The 16,009-nt window shown below is 31.3% G+C and carries 15 protein-coding genes; 3 read left to right on the plus strand and 12 right to left on the minus strand.

Annotation, left to right across the window (positions count from 1 at the left end; genetic code table 11):
- Window positions 1–22: 22 nt before the first annotated feature.
- The 6 genes from K7H06_RS13010 to K7H06_RS13035 form a co-directional block, all read right to left on the minus strand.
- Complete coding sequence (locus tag K7H06_RS13010; RefSeq protein ID WP_223036477.1) at window positions 23–895, minus strand: DMT family transporter; 873 nt, start codon at window positions 893–895, stop codon at window positions 23–25.
- A gap of 309 nt (window positions 896–1,204) precedes the next feature.
- A complete protein-coding gene (locus K7H06_RS13015; RefSeq protein WP_223036478.1) occupies window positions 1,205–2,059 on the minus strand; it encodes an EFR1 family ferrodoxin in 855 nt (284 codons plus the stop codon).
- 331 nt (window positions 2,060–2,390) lie between these two features.
- Complete coding sequence (locus K7H06_RS13020) at window positions 2,391–2,648, minus strand: GIY-YIG nuclease family protein (RefSeq protein ID WP_223036479.1); 258 nt, start codon at window positions 2,646–2,648, stop codon at window positions 2,391–2,393.
- A gap of 53 nt (window positions 2,649–2,701) precedes the next feature.
- Complete coding sequence (locus K7H06_RS13025) at window positions 2,702–4,387, minus strand: glycosyl hydrolase family 18 protein (RefSeq protein ID WP_223036480.1); 1,686 nt, start codon at window positions 4,385–4,387, stop codon at window positions 2,702–2,704.
- A gap of 19 nt (window positions 4,388–4,406) precedes the next feature.
- Window positions 4,407–4,928, minus strand: a complete 522-nt coding sequence (locus K7H06_RS13030; RefSeq protein WP_223036481.1) for a chromate transporter — start codon at window positions 4,926–4,928, stop codon at window positions 4,407–4,409.
- Window positions 4,912–5,463: a chromate transporter gene (locus K7H06_RS13035; protein ID WP_223036482.1), complete on the minus strand. Its 552-nt coding sequence runs from the start codon at window positions 5,461–5,463 to the stop codon at window positions 4,912–4,914. Before K7H06_RS13035 ends, K7H06_RS13030 begins: the two co-directional genes overlap by 17 nt.
- 198 nt (window positions 5,464–5,661) lie before the next feature.
- On the opposite strand from K7H06_RS13035, the gene rd reads away from it, so the two are divergent.
- Window positions 5,662–5,826, plus strand: a complete 165-nt coding sequence (gene rd, locus K7H06_RS13040; protein ID WP_223036483.1) for a rubredoxin — start codon at window positions 5,662–5,664, stop codon at window positions 5,824–5,826.
- 96 nt (window positions 5,827–5,922) lie between these two features.
- Window positions 5,923–6,825, plus strand: a complete 903-nt coding sequence (locus tag K7H06_RS13045; RefSeq protein ID WP_223036484.1) for a DMT family transporter — start codon at window positions 5,923–5,925, stop codon at window positions 6,823–6,825.
- A gap of 48 nt (window positions 6,826–6,873) precedes the next feature.
- On the opposite strand, the gene K7H06_RS13050 is transcribed toward K7H06_RS13045, so the two are convergent.
- The 5 genes from K7H06_RS13050 to lon form a co-directional block, all read right to left on the minus strand.
- Window positions 6,874–7,704 (minus strand): 4Fe-4S binding protein, encoded by an 831-nt coding sequence (locus K7H06_RS13050; RefSeq protein WP_223036485.1) that lies wholly within the window; start codon window positions 7,702–7,704, stop codon window positions 6,874–6,876.
- Window positions 7,697–7,834 carry a CD1871A family CXXC motif-containing protein gene (locus K7H06_RS13055; RefSeq protein ID WP_223036486.1) on the minus strand — a complete coding sequence of 46 codons (138 nt, stop codon included), beginning with the start codon at window positions 7,832–7,834 and terminating at the stop codon, window positions 7,697–7,699. The genes K7H06_RS13050 and K7H06_RS13055 overlap by 8 nt, the downstream gene beginning before the upstream one ends.
- Window positions 7,835–7,869: 35 nt before the next feature.
- Window positions 7,870–8,799, minus strand: coding sequence for a CPBP family intramembrane glutamic endopeptidase (locus tag K7H06_RS13060; RefSeq protein ID WP_223036487.1), 930 nt, complete (start codon window positions 8,797–8,799; stop codon window positions 7,870–7,872).
- A 345-nt stretch (window positions 8,800–9,144) separates the two neighbouring features.
- Window positions 9,145–9,768, minus strand: coding sequence for a ribosome biogenesis GTP-binding protein YihA/YsxC (gene yihA, locus K7H06_RS13065; RefSeq protein ID WP_223036488.1), 624 nt, complete (start codon window positions 9,766–9,768; stop codon window positions 9,145–9,147).
- Window positions 9,758–12,106, minus strand: coding sequence for an endopeptidase La (gene lon / locus K7H06_RS13070; RefSeq protein ID WP_223036489.1), 2,349 nt, complete (start codon window positions 12,104–12,106; stop codon window positions 9,758–9,760). Before lon ends, yihA begins: the two co-directional genes overlap by 11 nt.
- 429 nt (window positions 12,107–12,535) lie before the next feature.
- Here lon and hcp point away from each other — a divergent pair, with 429 nt between their 5' ends.
- The gene (gene hcp, locus K7H06_RS13075; RefSeq protein ID WP_223036490.1) at window positions 12,536–14,200 is read left to right on the plus strand and encodes a hydroxylamine reductase; all 1,665 of its coding nucleotides are present in this window, start codon (window positions 12,536–12,538) and stop codon (window positions 14,198–14,200) included.
- A 106-nt stretch (window positions 14,201–14,306) separates the two neighbouring features.
- On the opposite strand, the gene K7H06_RS13080 is transcribed toward hcp, so the two are convergent.
- On the minus strand, window positions 14,307–15,992 hold the full coding sequence (locus tag K7H06_RS13080; RefSeq protein ID WP_223036491.1) for a M3 family oligoendopeptidase: 1,686 nt from the start codon (window positions 15,990–15,992) through the stop codon (window positions 14,307–14,309).
- Window positions 15,993–16,009 lie beyond the last annotated feature (17 nt).

Below are 16,009 nucleotides of genomic sequence, written 5' to 3' on the forward strand. Positions count from 1 at the left end.
TAAATGTTATCCTTCATCAAACTTAACTCGTAGCCATTTTCCTATTCTTTCTATTGATTATAATGGACCTACCTATAACTGATGAAACTACAATAATTCCTCCAATTAATGCCCATTTACTTGGTTGCTCTCCAACAAATATAAAAACCCATACTGGATTAAGGAGTGGTTCTACAACTGAAATCAATATGGCTTCAATAGCCGATACTTTAGGTATTGCCTCCGAAAAAAATATAAATGGAATCCCCAACTGAAATACTCCTAATAAAACAAGTCCCAAAACACTTTGCATACTAGGAACAGATTTTAAAATAAAAGGAATACTAGCAATTAACGTGATACAATTTCCTAAAAAAATCATTTCACCAGCTGTTCCTTCTTCTTGTAATTTAAACATGATCATTTCTCCTGCAAGGGCAACTCCAGAGACTAACGCTACCAAATTGCCAAACATTTCTCCGCTTCCTAAGTCTCCAATAAAAAACATCACCATCCCCATCATTACAAAAAGAATAGCCACCCAATCAACTGATTTTACTTTTTCTTTTAATATCCACCCTGATAAAATTGCCACCCATATAGGTGCCGTATACTGAAGTAATATGGCATTTGCCGCAGTGGTTGATTTGGTTGCCACTACAAAAAGAACAACCATACTAGCATACATACATGCTCCTGTTACTTTTACTTTATTCAATTTAAATAATTTCTTTTGTTTTGTATTCTTTCTCTTCCTACGAATATACAAATATATCACTAAAGCCGAAATACCACTTCTTATTCCCGCAATGGCTATAGGATTCCAGTCAACTAATTTTATCAATATTCCTCCTGTACTCCAAAGTACAGCAGATATTACTAAGAATAATAATGCTTTGAATCTTTCATTTTTCATATTAACCTCTTCTTAATTATGTCTTTTAGCACATATTATCATAAGTTATACAAAAAATCTATATCCACAACTATCTGGTATATCTTTTGATCAAAAAATACATTTAATTACTTTATATACCATTCAGTAGGAACAGGATCATGATCCCCAAACAGGTCAATGTTACGCTTTAAAAATAAACTTGTTAAATTTGCTATACCTACAGCATCACCACCTATTATTTCTACAAAAAATCTTTAATTCCTTTATACGTCCCTTAATTTTAACAATAAGAGACATCTATAAATAAACAACTTGAATCATTCAATACTATAGATATATCTTGCTCTTCAAATTATTTATTTCTTCTTTTGTAGTTTTATGGAGTTCTAATTTTTTAGTCCATGTATTAGATAAATCATTTGTATGTAAAACTGCATCAGGACAGTTTGCAATACATCTAAAACATGCAATACAAGAATTAACATCAGCGATACCTTTTATCATATTCATTGCATTTGTTGGACACATTTTTTCACAAAGCCCACACATAGAACAACTATTATTACTTCTTGTTGGAAGCTGTGTTATTAAATGAAATCTATATTTTTCTGCTTGATCTAATTGATTTGAACTAAATATTGGCTTTTTAAATTCTCTAATTTCATTCAAATCTTCCCCTGTAAATCTTTTAATTGTTCTAATTGTATATTCTTGCGCAGCATTAAAGTCTGATTGGTTAGGATGTCCTTCAGCGGCTTGCCATCCACTACGATTAAATGTATGTGCTCCTAAGAATTCTCCTGTAGAAACAAGCTTAAAATTTTGCTTCTCTAATAACTCTTTTATATAATAGTGAGCAGGATCTTTTCCAAAGCCACCAAATGTGAAAAAAACTGAACATTTCTTTCCTTCACCATCAAGTTTTTGTAGCCACTCTCTACATACCCGTGGAGCTCTCATAGAGTAAATAGGAAAACCAAATATCACAGCATCATATTGGCTAATTGATATCTCTTCTTTTCTACTAAGATAAGAAGTAATATCCAATATACTAACAGAGACATTCAACTCATGTAATTTTTGTTGAATTACGTTTGCTATTTTTTGTGTATTTCCTGTAGCAGAAAAAAACACCATCATTACTTTCATATCTTCCATTTTTATCTTTTCTATATTTTTCATTATCAATCCCCTCCATAAATATTTTTTAATAGCCAGTTTTTAAATTTGAAACCATTCATCTTGAAGAAATAAAATTAATTATTGAAATACAAAAATATGTTGCAGATTGATATATTATATTCAAATGAAATATTAGTATGTGGCTCTATAAATGTTTCTTCAAGATTTTACTCTGGAATATATTAATTTTAGTTTGCATCTATGCTAAATTAACTTTTTCCTATTTCTACAAAAACCACATTCCCTCTCTAAGATACAAATTTTAACAATAAAAAAAACATCCAACCTCTATTTAGTCAGATGTTTTTTATAAAACCTTTTTTTATTTCTTCTATTCCAATCCAAATTCCGCTACTAACGTTTCCTTTTTCACCTTCGTCAACTTCTTCAATTGATACTCCCTTTTCATGGCTTCACTCTTACTTTGAAATTTCTCAAAGTACACTAATTTAACAGGTAATCTAGTTCTAGTATATTTACTGCCTATACCTTTATTATGTGTCTCAACTCTATTTTGAGGGCTATTTCCTTTTGTATATCCACTGTATAATGAATGGTCACTGCATCTGACCATATAAGCAAAATGCATTGCATCACCTCTTACTAAATCAATGAATTTCAGGACTTTTACTACCAAATCTCCTAATCATTAAACCCTAATTCTGCATAGGTTTTTCCATTTTTTATAATTTCCTGTAGTACTGCCCAAACCTCTACATCTTCAAATCCTCTTCTCCATGAGGCAGTTCCTGCAAGATTGTATTTTTCTATTAAGCTAATCTTTAATGCAATAGAACGAGGATCTTCAAGCCATATTTTATAGACTGCCCCATCTTCATTGTATTGGGCATAATATTGTCCTACTTCTTCATTCCATATAATTGTAGCATTCTTTTCATCAATCATTTTTTTTGCATAAGTCATAGAAATGGCTTTTGATTCCACCTTGATGTTTCCATCTTCACCCTTAGATTCTTTCCACCTTCTTGTATAAAAAGGTAATCCTAATAGAACCTTTTCTTCAGGAATAGATTTCAAAGTATTGACAATGCCTTTTTCAACCCATCCAATAGATGCTACTGAACCACTAACTGGACTAGATGCCCAGTGTTCATCATAAGTCATGATTGCCATATAATCTACAATATTTCCTAGGGCCACTCTATCATAAACCTTTGACCACCTTTTACTTGTAGATGGCACGGTTATATCCATAGAAAGAACAATATTTTGTTTTTTTGTATAATATTTTATTTCTTCAACAAACTTTACAAGTTTTGCTTGATCTTCATAATATACATTTTCAAAGTCAATGTTGATCCCATCTAAATCATAAGCACTGGCATAAACAAGTAGTTGTCCTATAACTTTTTTTCTTAATGCTTCATTATTTAATATGGTTGAAGTCAATTTTGGATCAAAGCTGTTATTCACAAGCCCCCATACCTTATATCCTTTTTTATGAGCTTCTTTTACATAACTTTGATCTGCATTATTTATGACCTTCCCTTTATCATTTACAATACTAAACCAGGTAGGTACAATTACATCTAAAGACTGTATTTTACTTTCCTTTGATAAATCTTTAGATTTTTCATGAACGTATTCCCATACGAGATTAATTTTCTGACCCTCTTGATTAAAAGATTCCCTCTTTTTATTCAACTGCTTATCAATATTTATTTCTTGTTCAAAAACTCTAATACTCTCTTTTTCAACGAGTCCTATTACCCCTTCATTATTTCTTATTTTATAGTATTCATCCTCTTCTCCAAATACTTTTACTTTGTCACCTATCTTTAACTTTTTATTCCCTAAAAGATTATCGGTTTTTATTTTATCTGTCTTGATTACTTCTCCTAACTGAGCTGTAGGAGAAAAGTAATCTACAAGGATTGTTTTAGTATCTTTAATATACGAAATATCTATCTCAAATATTTTACTCAACAAATCAGCTTGTACATAAATCGTATCTGCTATTCTCTTTGTAGGCACATTAATACTTATTAAATTATCCTTTATAAAATCCGATAAATCCTCATCTTCTAATACAATATTCTTATTTTTCAAATCAATAAGAACTCTTTTTTTATTTTCATCTAAATAAATATCTTCACAAAAATAATCCTTTACAACATCATATGGAAGATATATCCCTGTATGATCTACATAAGGTTCTTTTATATCATTAATTTGTTGATCCTCTATAATCAAGCTAACTTTCGTATCTAAAAGAGAATTTTCTTTTTTCCATTCCAAAATACCGAGCATAGCTCCTACGGTCATAAAAGTTATCATGAGTAGTATGATAATTTTCTTTTTTCCCATAACGTCTTCCCCCTTTCAATTAATATAAAACCACTCCCATCACTCCAGCTAAAACAATGCCTAATATAGGATGTAGCTTTAATTTTTTCAAACTAAAAAGTATGATAATAGCAATCAATACACTTTTTCCATCTATCAAAGCTGTCTTTCCAACAGATACGGCAGCACTTAATATAAGTCCTAATACAGCTGGTCTTATTCCCCTAAATACAGCCTTTGTAGCTTTATGATCTTTTATCTCCATAAAATATTTTGCTAAAATAGTAATCAATATGAAAGATACAATAACAATTCCAAAACTTCCTGCTAACCCTCCAAATACTCCTGCAACCTTGTATCCTGCAAAGGTAGAAGAATTTATAGCGATAGGTCCTGGTGTCATTTGTGCAATAGCGATAATATCTATAAACTCATTAGAGGTAATCCAATGATATTTATTTACAATCTCTTTTTCAATAAATGGAAGCATGGCTAATCCTCCACCAAAGCTAAAAGCCCCAATTTTCATAAATGTCATAAATATTTCAAGAATTATTTTCATCTACATTTTCTCCTTTAAAAAGCATGTATCCTAGTGATCCTGAAAAAACAATTACTAGTATGGGATGGATATGAAACAAAGTAATACATAATACACTTCCAATGACCCATCCTATATTTAATATACTTTTGGGTAGTGTCTTTCCTAATTTCATCACAGCTGCTACAATTAACGCTACTACAGCTGGTCGAATTCCTCTAAAGATAGATTCAACCCACATATTGTTTTGAAATTGAGTAAAAAAAGCTGCTACAATCATGATAATCACCACAGAAGGAAGCATAGTTCCTATGCACCCAAGTAAGGCACCCTTAAGACCAAAGAGTCTATATCCAATATAGGTAGAAGTATTAATAGCCAATGCTCCTGGTATAGTCTGTGCTAAAGCAATAATATCAATGAATTCATTTTCCTCTATCCACTTATTTTTTTCTACAATTTCCTCCTGAATCAAAGGAATCATAGCATACCCTCCACCTAAAGTGAAGGTTCCTATTTTTACAAAAATAAAAAACATCCTCATCAATTCACTCATTTTCTTAGTCCTCTCAACATCTTTATTCTATCACTAAAGCTTAACTTTACTAAAAAGTTTATATAATTTATTCTTTCTTGTCAATTTATGCTAACCATTCTTCTCATAAAATATGAAGTTTTTGTTTAGTTGCCTAGATAAATGGATAAAATGTTTCTAGATAAATTTTTTAATAAGATATTGAAAGGAGTATGTTCAATGAAAAAATATTTATGCACACCATGTGGTTATATTTACGACCCAGAGACAGGGGATCCTGATAGTGGAATCAATCCGGGTACAGCTTTTGAGGATATTCCAGATGATTGGGTATGTCCAGTTTGTGGGGTAGGAAAAGATATGTTTGAGCCTGTTGAAGAATAGGTTCATAAAAAGCTTCCATAAGGATTTATGGAAGCTTTTTAACATTTGTGTTAAACTTATGTGGGGATTATTAGTATACCACAGGAGGACGATTCTATGAACAAACAATATAAGGCAGATTTGGCATTAATTTTTGTTACCTTAGCATGGGGACTTTCTTTTATTCTTACAAAAAATTCATTAAATGCATTATCCACCTTTAATTTTTTAGCTATTCGATTTTTCATTGCTTCCTTATCTGTTGCCATAATTTTTTACAAAAGAATTTTAAAAATTGATAAAACTACTTTAAAATATGGTATCATCATTGGATTTATCATGTTTTCTGGTTATGCTTTTCAAACACTAGGACTTAACTATACTACAACAGCTAAATCTGCTTTCATAAGCGGTTTATGTGTTATTTTAGTTCCTATATTTTCAGCACTATTTCTAAAAAAAGCACCAAAGCCAGCTGTAATCATAGGGGTAATCCTTTCTGCCATTGGCTTAGGTTTATTAACCCTTGATGATAGTCTTTCTTTAAACCTAGGAGATCTTCTAACCCTTTTGTGTGCCTTTGTCTTTGCTTTTCAAATATTATCTATATCCAAATATTCTGTAAAGGTAGATACGGTTAATCTTGCCTTTATACAAATTAGTGTTGTAGGATTCCTAAGTGCTATTGTAAGCTTTTTGTTTGAGGCACCTACAATCCCTACTACCCAAAAGGTATGGACTGATATTTTATTTTTAAGTTTTTTTTGTACCTCTGGTGCGTTTATCGTACAAAATACTGCACAAAAGTACACATCCGCTACCCATGCAGCTTTAATCTTTACAGGTGAACCTGTATTTGCAGCTATATTTGGCTATTTTCTATGCGGAGAAATATTAAGTATTCGTGGATTCATTGGTGGTTTTTTAATTGTTTTCTCTATGCTTTTAGCTGAGTTAGAAATCAAAATTCCTTTTTTAAGTCCTAAAAGTAAGGTTCCTATTATGGCTAATAAAAAATGATACCACTTTATCCGTATACTTTAAATAAATTTACTAGGGGTAGCATTTCTATAAATGAAACCCCTTTTGAATGGCTTTAGTAGGACAAACATCTGCACATTCTCCACATCTTATGCATTCTAAGCTATTTGGCTTTTTATAAACTTCTATATCTAATTTGCATTTGTTACTACATGCTTTACAATTTGTACATTTATTTTCATCAACTTTTAACCTATAAAAACTTATAGGGTTAAATAAGGAATAAAAGGCTCCTAAAGGACAGACGTATCTACAAAATGGTCTGTAAATAAGGATTGAAAAAACAATGGTAGCAATAGATAAAAACACCTTCCAGCCAAATAACCATCCTATGGTAGACCTTAACCCTTCATTCATAAGAACCAACGGTACTCCCCCTTCAATAGTTCCAGCAGGACAAACATATTTACAAAAGTATGGATCTCCCATACCTACAACATTCGTTAAAAGTAATGGCATGATGATTACAAATCCAACTAAAAATATGTATTTAAAATATTTTAAAATATGATTTACTTTTGGATTTACCCTAATTTTAGGAGAAGGTATTTTATTTAATAAATCCTGCAAAAGTCCAAAAGGACACAACCATCCACAAATAAACCTACCAAATATAATTCCCATAAGAGATATAAAACCTAGTACATAAAATGAAAAATTATATTTTATACTTCCTAAAACTGCCTGTAATGAACCTATAGGACAAGACCCAAGAGCCCCTGGACAAGAATAACAATTTAGCCCTGGCACACATGCTTTTTTTAAATTGCCTCGATAAATTTTTCCTTGAAAAAAGCCTTTCACGTTTGCATTTGTCACTATAGTTGCTATAATCTGCGTTAATCTTCTCTTATCCAATGCCTATACACTCCAAACATATATTAATTGCCTTTTGTAAAACAGTTTGTACTTCATTTTTATATACACCTGCTACAATAAAGGCTATACTCCCTAAAAGAATAACATATCTTAATATTTTTTTATTCATACCTCCACCTCTTTGCTAAGTCTTTGAATATATTTTTAATTTTCTTCTATCTCCAAATCCCTTATATCTTTTGATTCTCTCTTAGTCTTCAACAAAATACCTACAATTCCTAGTCCTAATACAATGGTTGCTGCAAATCCTGCTTCAGGACCAAATGCTCCACCTGTAAACCACTCACTTCCAACCAGCTTTAATTTCATAATACTTCCAATTCCTGTCTTTGTACCACTTACTTCAAATCCAAAGATATTTCCTTGTACCCAATTCCATGCAGCATGAAGACCACAAACACCCCATAACTCCTTTGTTTTCATCACATATAGACCTAACAATATTCCTACTAGAATAATATTTAAAATTGCAATAAAACTTACATTTGGATTAAATATATGCATCACTCCAAAAAATATTGCAGACACTCCTAATCCTAAGAATGGATTATATCTTGCTCCTAATACATTCATCATCCAACCTCTAGCTAATATTTCTTCCGTTGCACTCTGAATCATCCACCCTGGTAAAATAATTAAAATGCTACTTAAAACAGCCAATCCTGTAGGCGTAGTTGAATTTTGATCTACTTGAATATGTCCTGTAATAGCAAGAAGACTTACCACTAAAGTAAACAATCCAACTCCAACCATAAAACCTATCGTATATTTTTTAATAAAATTTTCTTTATAAAATCCCATACTTGAAATCTTTCTTTTCTCAGCAAGCTTTACCCACGCAAATATCAATAATGATACAAACAAAAAACCAAAAATCAATTGTGCCATCATCCCCATTAAAGGGCTTACATTAGATGTTCCAAAAATAAATATCCCCGTAATAGCCATAGCTATTCCACCAATAATTTCTCCACCTATGAGAAAAGCAACTGCTAATATAAGCACAACAATAATATTTGGCAGATATCTTGCCCCTTTAGCTTCTAAAAATAATCCTTTTTCCTTAGAAAACATGATATGCTCATCCTCCTTTATGATTTCCTTTATAAATATCATATCTTATAAATATATACAATTCCATTTACTTCCCTTACGTTCTTTGATCTAATCTTACATTTTTGTCACAAATGATTAGTATACCCTTTCTATTGATTATGTCTTCATTTTTCTATAATTAATCATAATTTTTTTCTAATTTTATTATATTTTATCAATATAAATTTACACTTAAATAAATCTTAAATATACCTTAAAATCATCATTAAAGAATTATATTTTAATCACAAAATATCCTATAAGGTAGACTTTTTTATTCATCACCCTATAGGATACATTTTATTCATAAATACATAATATTTATTATTTTATTGCTTCCTCTGCTTCAAAATCAAATCCATTCACTTTAAAGACCTCATTAATAATCTCCCAAGCTTCTTCTTTTCCTTCTCTGCTTTCTGCTGAAACAGGCAATAGGATATCGTCACTTGTCATTTGAAGTTCTTTTTTTATGATATCTAAATGTTTTTGTCTTTGACCTCTCTTGATTTTATCTAGTTTTGTAACAATAACAATCCCATTAAAACCAAAATGCTTAATCCAACTATACATATGCTTATCCTGTTGTGTAGGAGCATGGCGAATGTCCACAAGCTGAAATACATCTATTAGATTTTTCCTATTGCTAAGATAGGCATCCATCATTTTTCCCCAAGCTTCTTTACTACTCTTAGACACCTTCGCATAACCATATCCTGGAAGGTCTACAATTCGAAACTGATCATTAATATCATAGAAATTAATCGTTTGAGTTTTTCCTGGACTTGAACTAGTTCTAGCAAGTTTTTTTCTATTCACCAAAAGGTTAATAAGAGAAGACTTTCCTACATTAGATCTCCCAGCAAAAGCAATCTCAGGTTTTTCATCCTCTGGATATTGTTCTCTCTTTACTGCACTAATAACAATCTCTGCACTTTTAATTTTCATCTTTTTCTTCCTTCCGAACTAATGCATGCTCTAATACTTGATCCATATTTTCAACTAAAACAAAAGTTAGCTTTTTCCTTACATTTTCAGGAATCTCTTCTATATCTTTTTCATTATCAATAGGCAATAATACTTTCGTAATTCCTGCTCTATTTGCAGCTAACACCTTTTCTTTAATTCCCCCTACAGGTAAAGCTCTACCTCTTAATGTAATTTCCCCTGTCATGGCTACATATTTATTAACAGGTATCTTTGTAAGCTCTGATATAACTGCCGTTGCCATAGTAACCCCAGCTGATGGTCCATCCTTTGGTATAGCTCCTTCTGGAATATGTATATGAATATCTAACTTTTGATAAAAGTCTTCTGGTATATTTAAATCCTCAATTTTAGATCGAATATAACTGATTCCAGCTCTTGCAGATTCCTTCATTACATCTCCAAGCTGTCCTGTTAATACAAGTTTTCCATTTCCTTTCATGGTTGTTACTTCAATAGATAGGGTATCTCCTCCAACTCTTGTCCATGCAAGACCTCTTGCAATACCTATCTCATGATTTTCTTTAATCTTTTCATATCTATATCTTCTGCTTCCAAGATAGTTGCTTAGATTATTTACATTGATTCGAACATTTTTTATCTTCTTCTCAACAATTTTCTTTGCAGATTTTCTACATAATGTAGCAATTTGTCTTTCTAAGTTCCTCACACCTGATTCCCTTGTATAATAACTAATTACATCTCGAAGGGTTTGCTCTGAAATCTGAAGACTTTTCTCTTTCAGTCCATGTTCTTTTTTCTGCTTAGGTAAAAGGTATTTTTGTGCAATTTTTAGTTTCTCTTCCTCTGTATATCCAGATACCTCTATAACTTCCATTCTATCAAGAAGAGGTCTTGGAATAGTTCCTAAGCTATTTGCTGTTGTAATAAACATGACTTTAGACAAATCAAAGGGAACTTCTAAATAATGATCTGTAAATTCTTTATTTTGCTCAGGGTCTAATACTTCTAATAATGCAGATGCTGGATCTCCCCTAAAATCATTACTTAATTTATCTATCTCATCAAATAAGAATACAGGATTTTTAGAACCGCATTCTTTTATTGCGGACATGATTCTTCCTGGTATAGCACCCACATAAGTTCTACGATGTCCTCTGATCTCTGCTTCATCTCGAACACCTCCAAGAGACATTCTTGTAAACTTTCGGTTTAAACTTCTTGCAATAGATTTGGCAATAGAAGTTTTTCCTACTCCTGGAGGACCTACTAAACAAATAATAGGGCCTTTCATGCTTTTAGACAACTGTCTGATAGCTAAATATTCTAAAATTCTTTCCTTAACATCCTTTAGCCCATAATGGTCTTCATCTAGTATGATTTTTGCTTTTTGAATATCGATTTGATCTTTGGTTTGCTTCGCCCATGGAATATCTAAAATCCAATCTACATAATTTCTAATGACACCACTTTCAGCTGAACTTGGAGAGAGTTTAGAAAGCCTACTAAGTTCTTTCTTAACCTTCTTTTCTACCTCTTTAGGAAGTTTTGATTTTTTGATTCTTTCCTTATAGTCATCTTCTTCCTCATTAAATTCGTCTTCTTCTCCTAATTCTTCGTGAATGGCTTTTAGTTGTTCTTTCAAGTAATATTCTTTCTGAACTTTATTGATTTGTTTTTTTACTCTAACATTAATATCTCTTTCAATTTCTAATACTTCTATTTCTCTTAAAAGTATTTTATAAATGACCTCTAGACGCTCTTTAGGCTCAAAAGCTTCTAGTATTTCTTGCTTTTGTTCTATCTTTAAAATCATATGAGAAGCCATAATATCAGCAAGTCTTCCTGGCTCTTCAATAGTCGTAACATTCATAAATACTTCAGGGGAAATACGGCTTCCTACACTTATGTAGTCTTCAAAAGCATTGGTTACTGTTCTCATTAATGCTTCAAGCTCTTTATCCATCTCTATCTCATCATCATACATTTCTTCCTCTACTACACACTTAAAGTAAGGGTCTTCTTGTAGAATATCTATCACCCTCGCTCTACTGATTCCTTCTACTAATACTCTAATAGCATCTCCTGGAAGCTTCAACATCTGTTTTATTTTAGCTAAAGTTCCTACTTCATAAAAGTCATCTCGTGTAGGTAAATCTACTTCCGCTTCTTTTTGTGTTGTCAAAAATATTAATTGGTCATTCACCATAGCTTCTTCTAATGCATTGATTGACTTTTCTCTTCCTACATCAAAATGCAGTACCATGTATGGAAAAACTGAAAGCCCTCTAAGTGGAATAAGAGGCAGTTCATGTTTTTTCACTTTTTTATCTTCCACTTTTTATCAACTCCTCGTTCTATGCAATAGCAACATTATTTTTTGTAATTAAAAGGAATTTATTCTCTTACCTATATGTTATCTGCTTATTATGAAAGTCTTTTTCATTATAAACTTTATTATCATATTTTACAATTTTCTTTATACATAAAAAAATAAACCTTAAAACCATGTAATACTTTACAATACACTATTATATAGAAAGGAGCATTATTTTTCAATATATTCCGTTATTACTATAGTTAACCACCTGTTTTATGTGTTTAATCATATAATGCATTGCTGAATAGATAAGAATACGAATAACATTAACAAATATAATACAAATAAAATAATAAATCTGTTTATCTATTCAAATGGTATATATTTGTATTCATTATCAAATAATACTTTTGATATCTATTACATTGAAACAAAGGAGGTTCTTTTATGGATCAAGCCATGTTCTGTTATCAATGCGAACAAACTTTAGGTTCAAAAGGATGTGTCAAGGTCGGCGTATGTGGAAAAGACGCAACTGTAGCTAATTTACAAGATGTGTTAATTCATTTATTAAAAGGAATAGGCTTTTATGGTCAAAAAAACATTGAAAAAGGAGTAAAAATTCGTAGTAAAATTAATAAATTTGTAGTAGATGCTATGTTTTCAACCCTTACAAATGTTAATTTTGACCCAGATAGATTTGTTGAGTATATTAAATTAGCAGATGCAATGAAAGAAGAATTAAAGACCTCTGCTGGTGAAATTGAAAATGTACCAAAAGCAGCTACATATAGACCCCCAAATACATTAGAAGAAATGCTAGAAGATGCAAAGCAAGTAGGTGTCATGGCAGATGAAAATTTAGATATGGATATACGTTCTTTAAGAGAATTATTGATTTATGCTTTTAAAGGTATGGCCGCTTATGCCCATCATGCATATGTTCTTGGTAAATTTGATGATGAAGTAAATAATTTCTTTTACAAGGGACTGGCAGCTACACTAGATGATTCTCTAACTGTTGAAAATTTATTTCATTTAAATATGGAATTTGGACAAACAAACCTTAAGTGCATGGCTCTTTTAGATGCAGCTAATACAAGTACTTATGGAAATCCAGAACCAACAGAAGTACTCATTACAAAGAAAAAAGGTCCTTTTATCATCGTATCTGGTCACGATTTAAAAGATTTAAAAAATTTACTAGAGCAGACAGAGGGAAAGGGAATCAATATCTATACCCATTGTGAAATGCTTCCTGCTCATGGATATCCAGAATTAAAGAAATATAAACATTTAGTAGGGAATTTTGGAGGAGCATGGCAAAAACAACAAAATGAATTTGATGGCATTCCTGGATGTATTTTAATGACTACAAATTGTCTTCAAAAGCCAAGAGAAAGCTATAAAGACAGATTATTTACTACAAGCATCGTTGGATGGCCTGATACCCCTCATATAGATGAAGTAAATGGCAAAAAAGATTTCACTCCAATCATTGAAAAAGCATTAGCCTTAGGTGGCTTTACGGAAGATGAACCTGAAAAGAAAATCCTTGTTGGATTTGGTCATAATGCAGTACTAAGTCACGCAGATACAATCGTTGAAGCTGTAAAAAGTGGTGCTATAAAACATTTCTTCCTCATTGGAGGATGTGACGGTGCAAGACCTGGAAGAAATTATTATACAGAGTTTGCAGAAAAAACACCACAAGACACAATCATATTGACCCTTGCCTGTGGTAAATTCCGTTTTAATAAATTAGATTTTGGAACTGTAGCAGGTCTTCCAAGACTTCTTGATGTAGGACAATGTAACGATTCCTATTCAGCCATTCAAATCGCTCTAGCTCTTAGCAAAGCCTTTGATTGTGATGTGAACGAATTACCTCTTTCAATGATTCTTTCTTGGTATGAACAAAAGGCTGTAGGTATTTTGCTTACCCTTTTATCCCTGGGGATTAAAAATATTCGTCTTGGACCAACACTTCCTGCATTTGTTACACCTAATGTATTACAGGTGTTAGTAGACAAATTCAATATTAGTCCTATTTCTACTCCTGAGGACGATTTAAATGCTATATTAGGGATCGAACCACTTGTCAAAAAATAATTCAATATATATAAGGAATTCCTTTAAATAATAAAGAAATTCCTTTTTCATTGTATATTTACTATTAAAATTTAATATTTTTCAAAATAACTTAGTCCAAAACCTTTTACTTTATTGATATATGATCTAAATATTTTTCTATTCCTTCTGCCACTGACTTTATACTTCCATCTTCAAAAGGAGAATCTAAATTTGAAAAATCTACTAATTCTAAGAAAGATTTGCTACCTCCCACCTTACAAAGCTTTAGATAATCTTTCCACGCTCCATCAAAATCATCTATAGATTTTTTGAAAAATTGGAATGCACAGATTTCTGCTAATACATAATCAATATAATAGAATGGATTTTTAAAGATATGTCCTTGTTGATACCAATATCCACCGTTTTCTAAAAATTCATTTCCATCATAATCCCTATAGGTCAGATATTTTTTTTCTATTTCTCTCCACTTGCATTTTCTTTCCTTTGGAGTTACATTTGGATTTTCATATACATAATGCTGAAATTCATCTACCACTACCCCATAAGGAATAAATAAAAAAGCTTCACTCAAATGTCCAAATTTATATTTATTCACTTCATCAAAGAATAAATCCATCCATGGATACGTAAAGAATTCCATACTCATAGAATGTATTTCGCAAGCCTCAAGTGTTGGAAAATTATATTCAGGAATCTCAAATTCTTTACTTTCATATACTTGAAAAGCATGGCCTGCTTCATGGGTCAGTACATCTATATCATCAGCAGTCCCGTTAAAATTTGAAAATATAAAAGGGGCTTTATATTTAGCAATATATGTACAATATCCTCCTGGAGATTTTCCACCCTTACTTAAAACATCCATCAACTGGTTTTCCATCATGTATTCAAAAAATACCTTTGTTTCATTAGATAATCCTTCATACATTTTCTTTCCAGCTTCAAGAATTTCTTTTGCATCTCCTTTAGGTTTTGCATTTCCATCTAAAAAGGTAAGAATTTCATCATAGTATTTTAATTGATCTAAATTTAGTCTACAGCTTTGCTTTTCTCTTAATTTTGTAGCTAAAGGTACAATATATTCTTTTACTTGTTTTCTTAAATTTCCAACCATATCTTTGTTGTAATCTGTTCGAAGCATACGAGCATACCCAAGCTCTACAAAATTTTCATATCCTAGCTTTTGAGCCATCCTAGTTCTTACTTTTACTAATTTATCATAGATTTCATCAAACTTTTCTTCATTTTCTTTAAAGAAGTTATATTTTGCCTCATTTGCCCTCTTTCTTATATCTTGATCATGAGACATTTGAAAAGGTCTTAACTGAGGTATCGTTCGCGCTTCTCCTTCAAAAGGTATTTTGGCTGAGGATAAAAGCTTTGTATATTCACTCATTAATTTATTCTCAAGCTTTAAATCTTCAATTATTTCCTGGGAAAAACTCTTCACTTTAAGCTTTGCAATACGAAAAAGCTGTTCTCCCCATTTTTCTTTTAAATCATCCTTATATTTTGAATCCACTAATGCAGCATAATATTTAGCAACTAATCCTTCATAAATAGGTCCATTTTCGTCAAAATATTTTTGTTCCTCTTCATATACCTTATCTTCTGTATTGATCGTATGTCGAATATAAGCAATTTGCTCCATAGACTCAAATTCATTTCTTAAGGTATTGATTTTACTCATGAGTTCATCTTGTTCTTTGTAATTCTTTGCTTTTATAAAATCATTTAATAATTGGTTAAATTGTTCTTCAAAAGTTTTTATATTGGGTCTTTTGTATTCATATTCAGTAAATTTCATGGTTTCACCTTCCTCTT

Origin of the sequence: Crassaminicella profunda (assembly GCF_019884785.1) — a bacterium.
GTDB classification, from domain to species: Bacteria; Bacillota; Clostridia; order Peptostreptococcales; family Thermotaleaceae; genus Crassaminicella; species Crassaminicella profunda.

Coding starts and splice junctions, on each gene's coding strand:
- K7H06_RS13010 (WP_223036477.1), bottom strand. CDS start 895: ATGAAAAATGAAAGATTCAAAGCATTATTATTCTTAGTAATATCTGCT.
- K7H06_RS13025 (WP_223036480.1), bottom strand. CDS start 4,387: ATGGGAAAAAAGAAAATTATCATACTACTCATGATAACTTTTATGACC.
- K7H06_RS13055 (WP_223036486.1), bottom strand. CDS start 7,834: ATGAATAAAAAAATATTAAGATATGTTATTCTTTTAGGGAGTATAGCC.
- K7H06_RS13030 (WP_223036481.1), bottom strand. CDS start 4,928: ATGAAAATAATTCTTGAAATATTTATGACATTTATGAAAATTGGGGCT.
- K7H06_RS13060 (WP_223036487.1), bottom strand. CDS start 8,799: ATGTTTTCTAAGGAAAAAGGATTATTTTTAGAAGCTAAAGGGGCAAGA.
- hcp (WP_223036490.1), top strand. CDS start 12,536: ATGGATCAAGCCATGTTCTGTTATCAATGCGAACAAACTTTAGGTTCA.
- K7H06_RS13035 (WP_223036482.1), bottom strand. CDS start 5,463: ATGAGTGAATTGATGAGGATGTTTTTTATTTTTGTAAAAATAGGAACC.
- rd (WP_223036483.1), top strand. CDS start 5,662: ATGAAAAAATATTTATGCACACCATGTGGTTATATTTACGACCCAGAG.
- yihA (WP_223036488.1), bottom strand. CDS start 9,768: ATGAAAATTAAAAGTGCAGAGATTGTTATTAGTGCAGTAAAGAGAGAA.
- K7H06_RS13080 (WP_223036491.1), bottom strand. CDS start 15,992: ATGAAATTTACTGAATATGAATACAAAAGACCCAATATAAAAACTTTT.
- K7H06_RS13015 (WP_223036478.1), bottom strand. CDS start 2,059: ATGAAAAATATAGAAAAGATAAAAATGGAAGATATGAAAGTAATGATG.
- K7H06_RS13020 (WP_223036479.1), bottom strand. CDS start 2,648: ATGCATTTTGCTTATATGGTCAGATGCAGTGACCATTCATTATACAGT.
- K7H06_RS13045 (WP_223036484.1), top strand. CDS start 5,923: ATGAACAAACAATATAAGGCAGATTTGGCATTAATTTTTGTTACCTTA.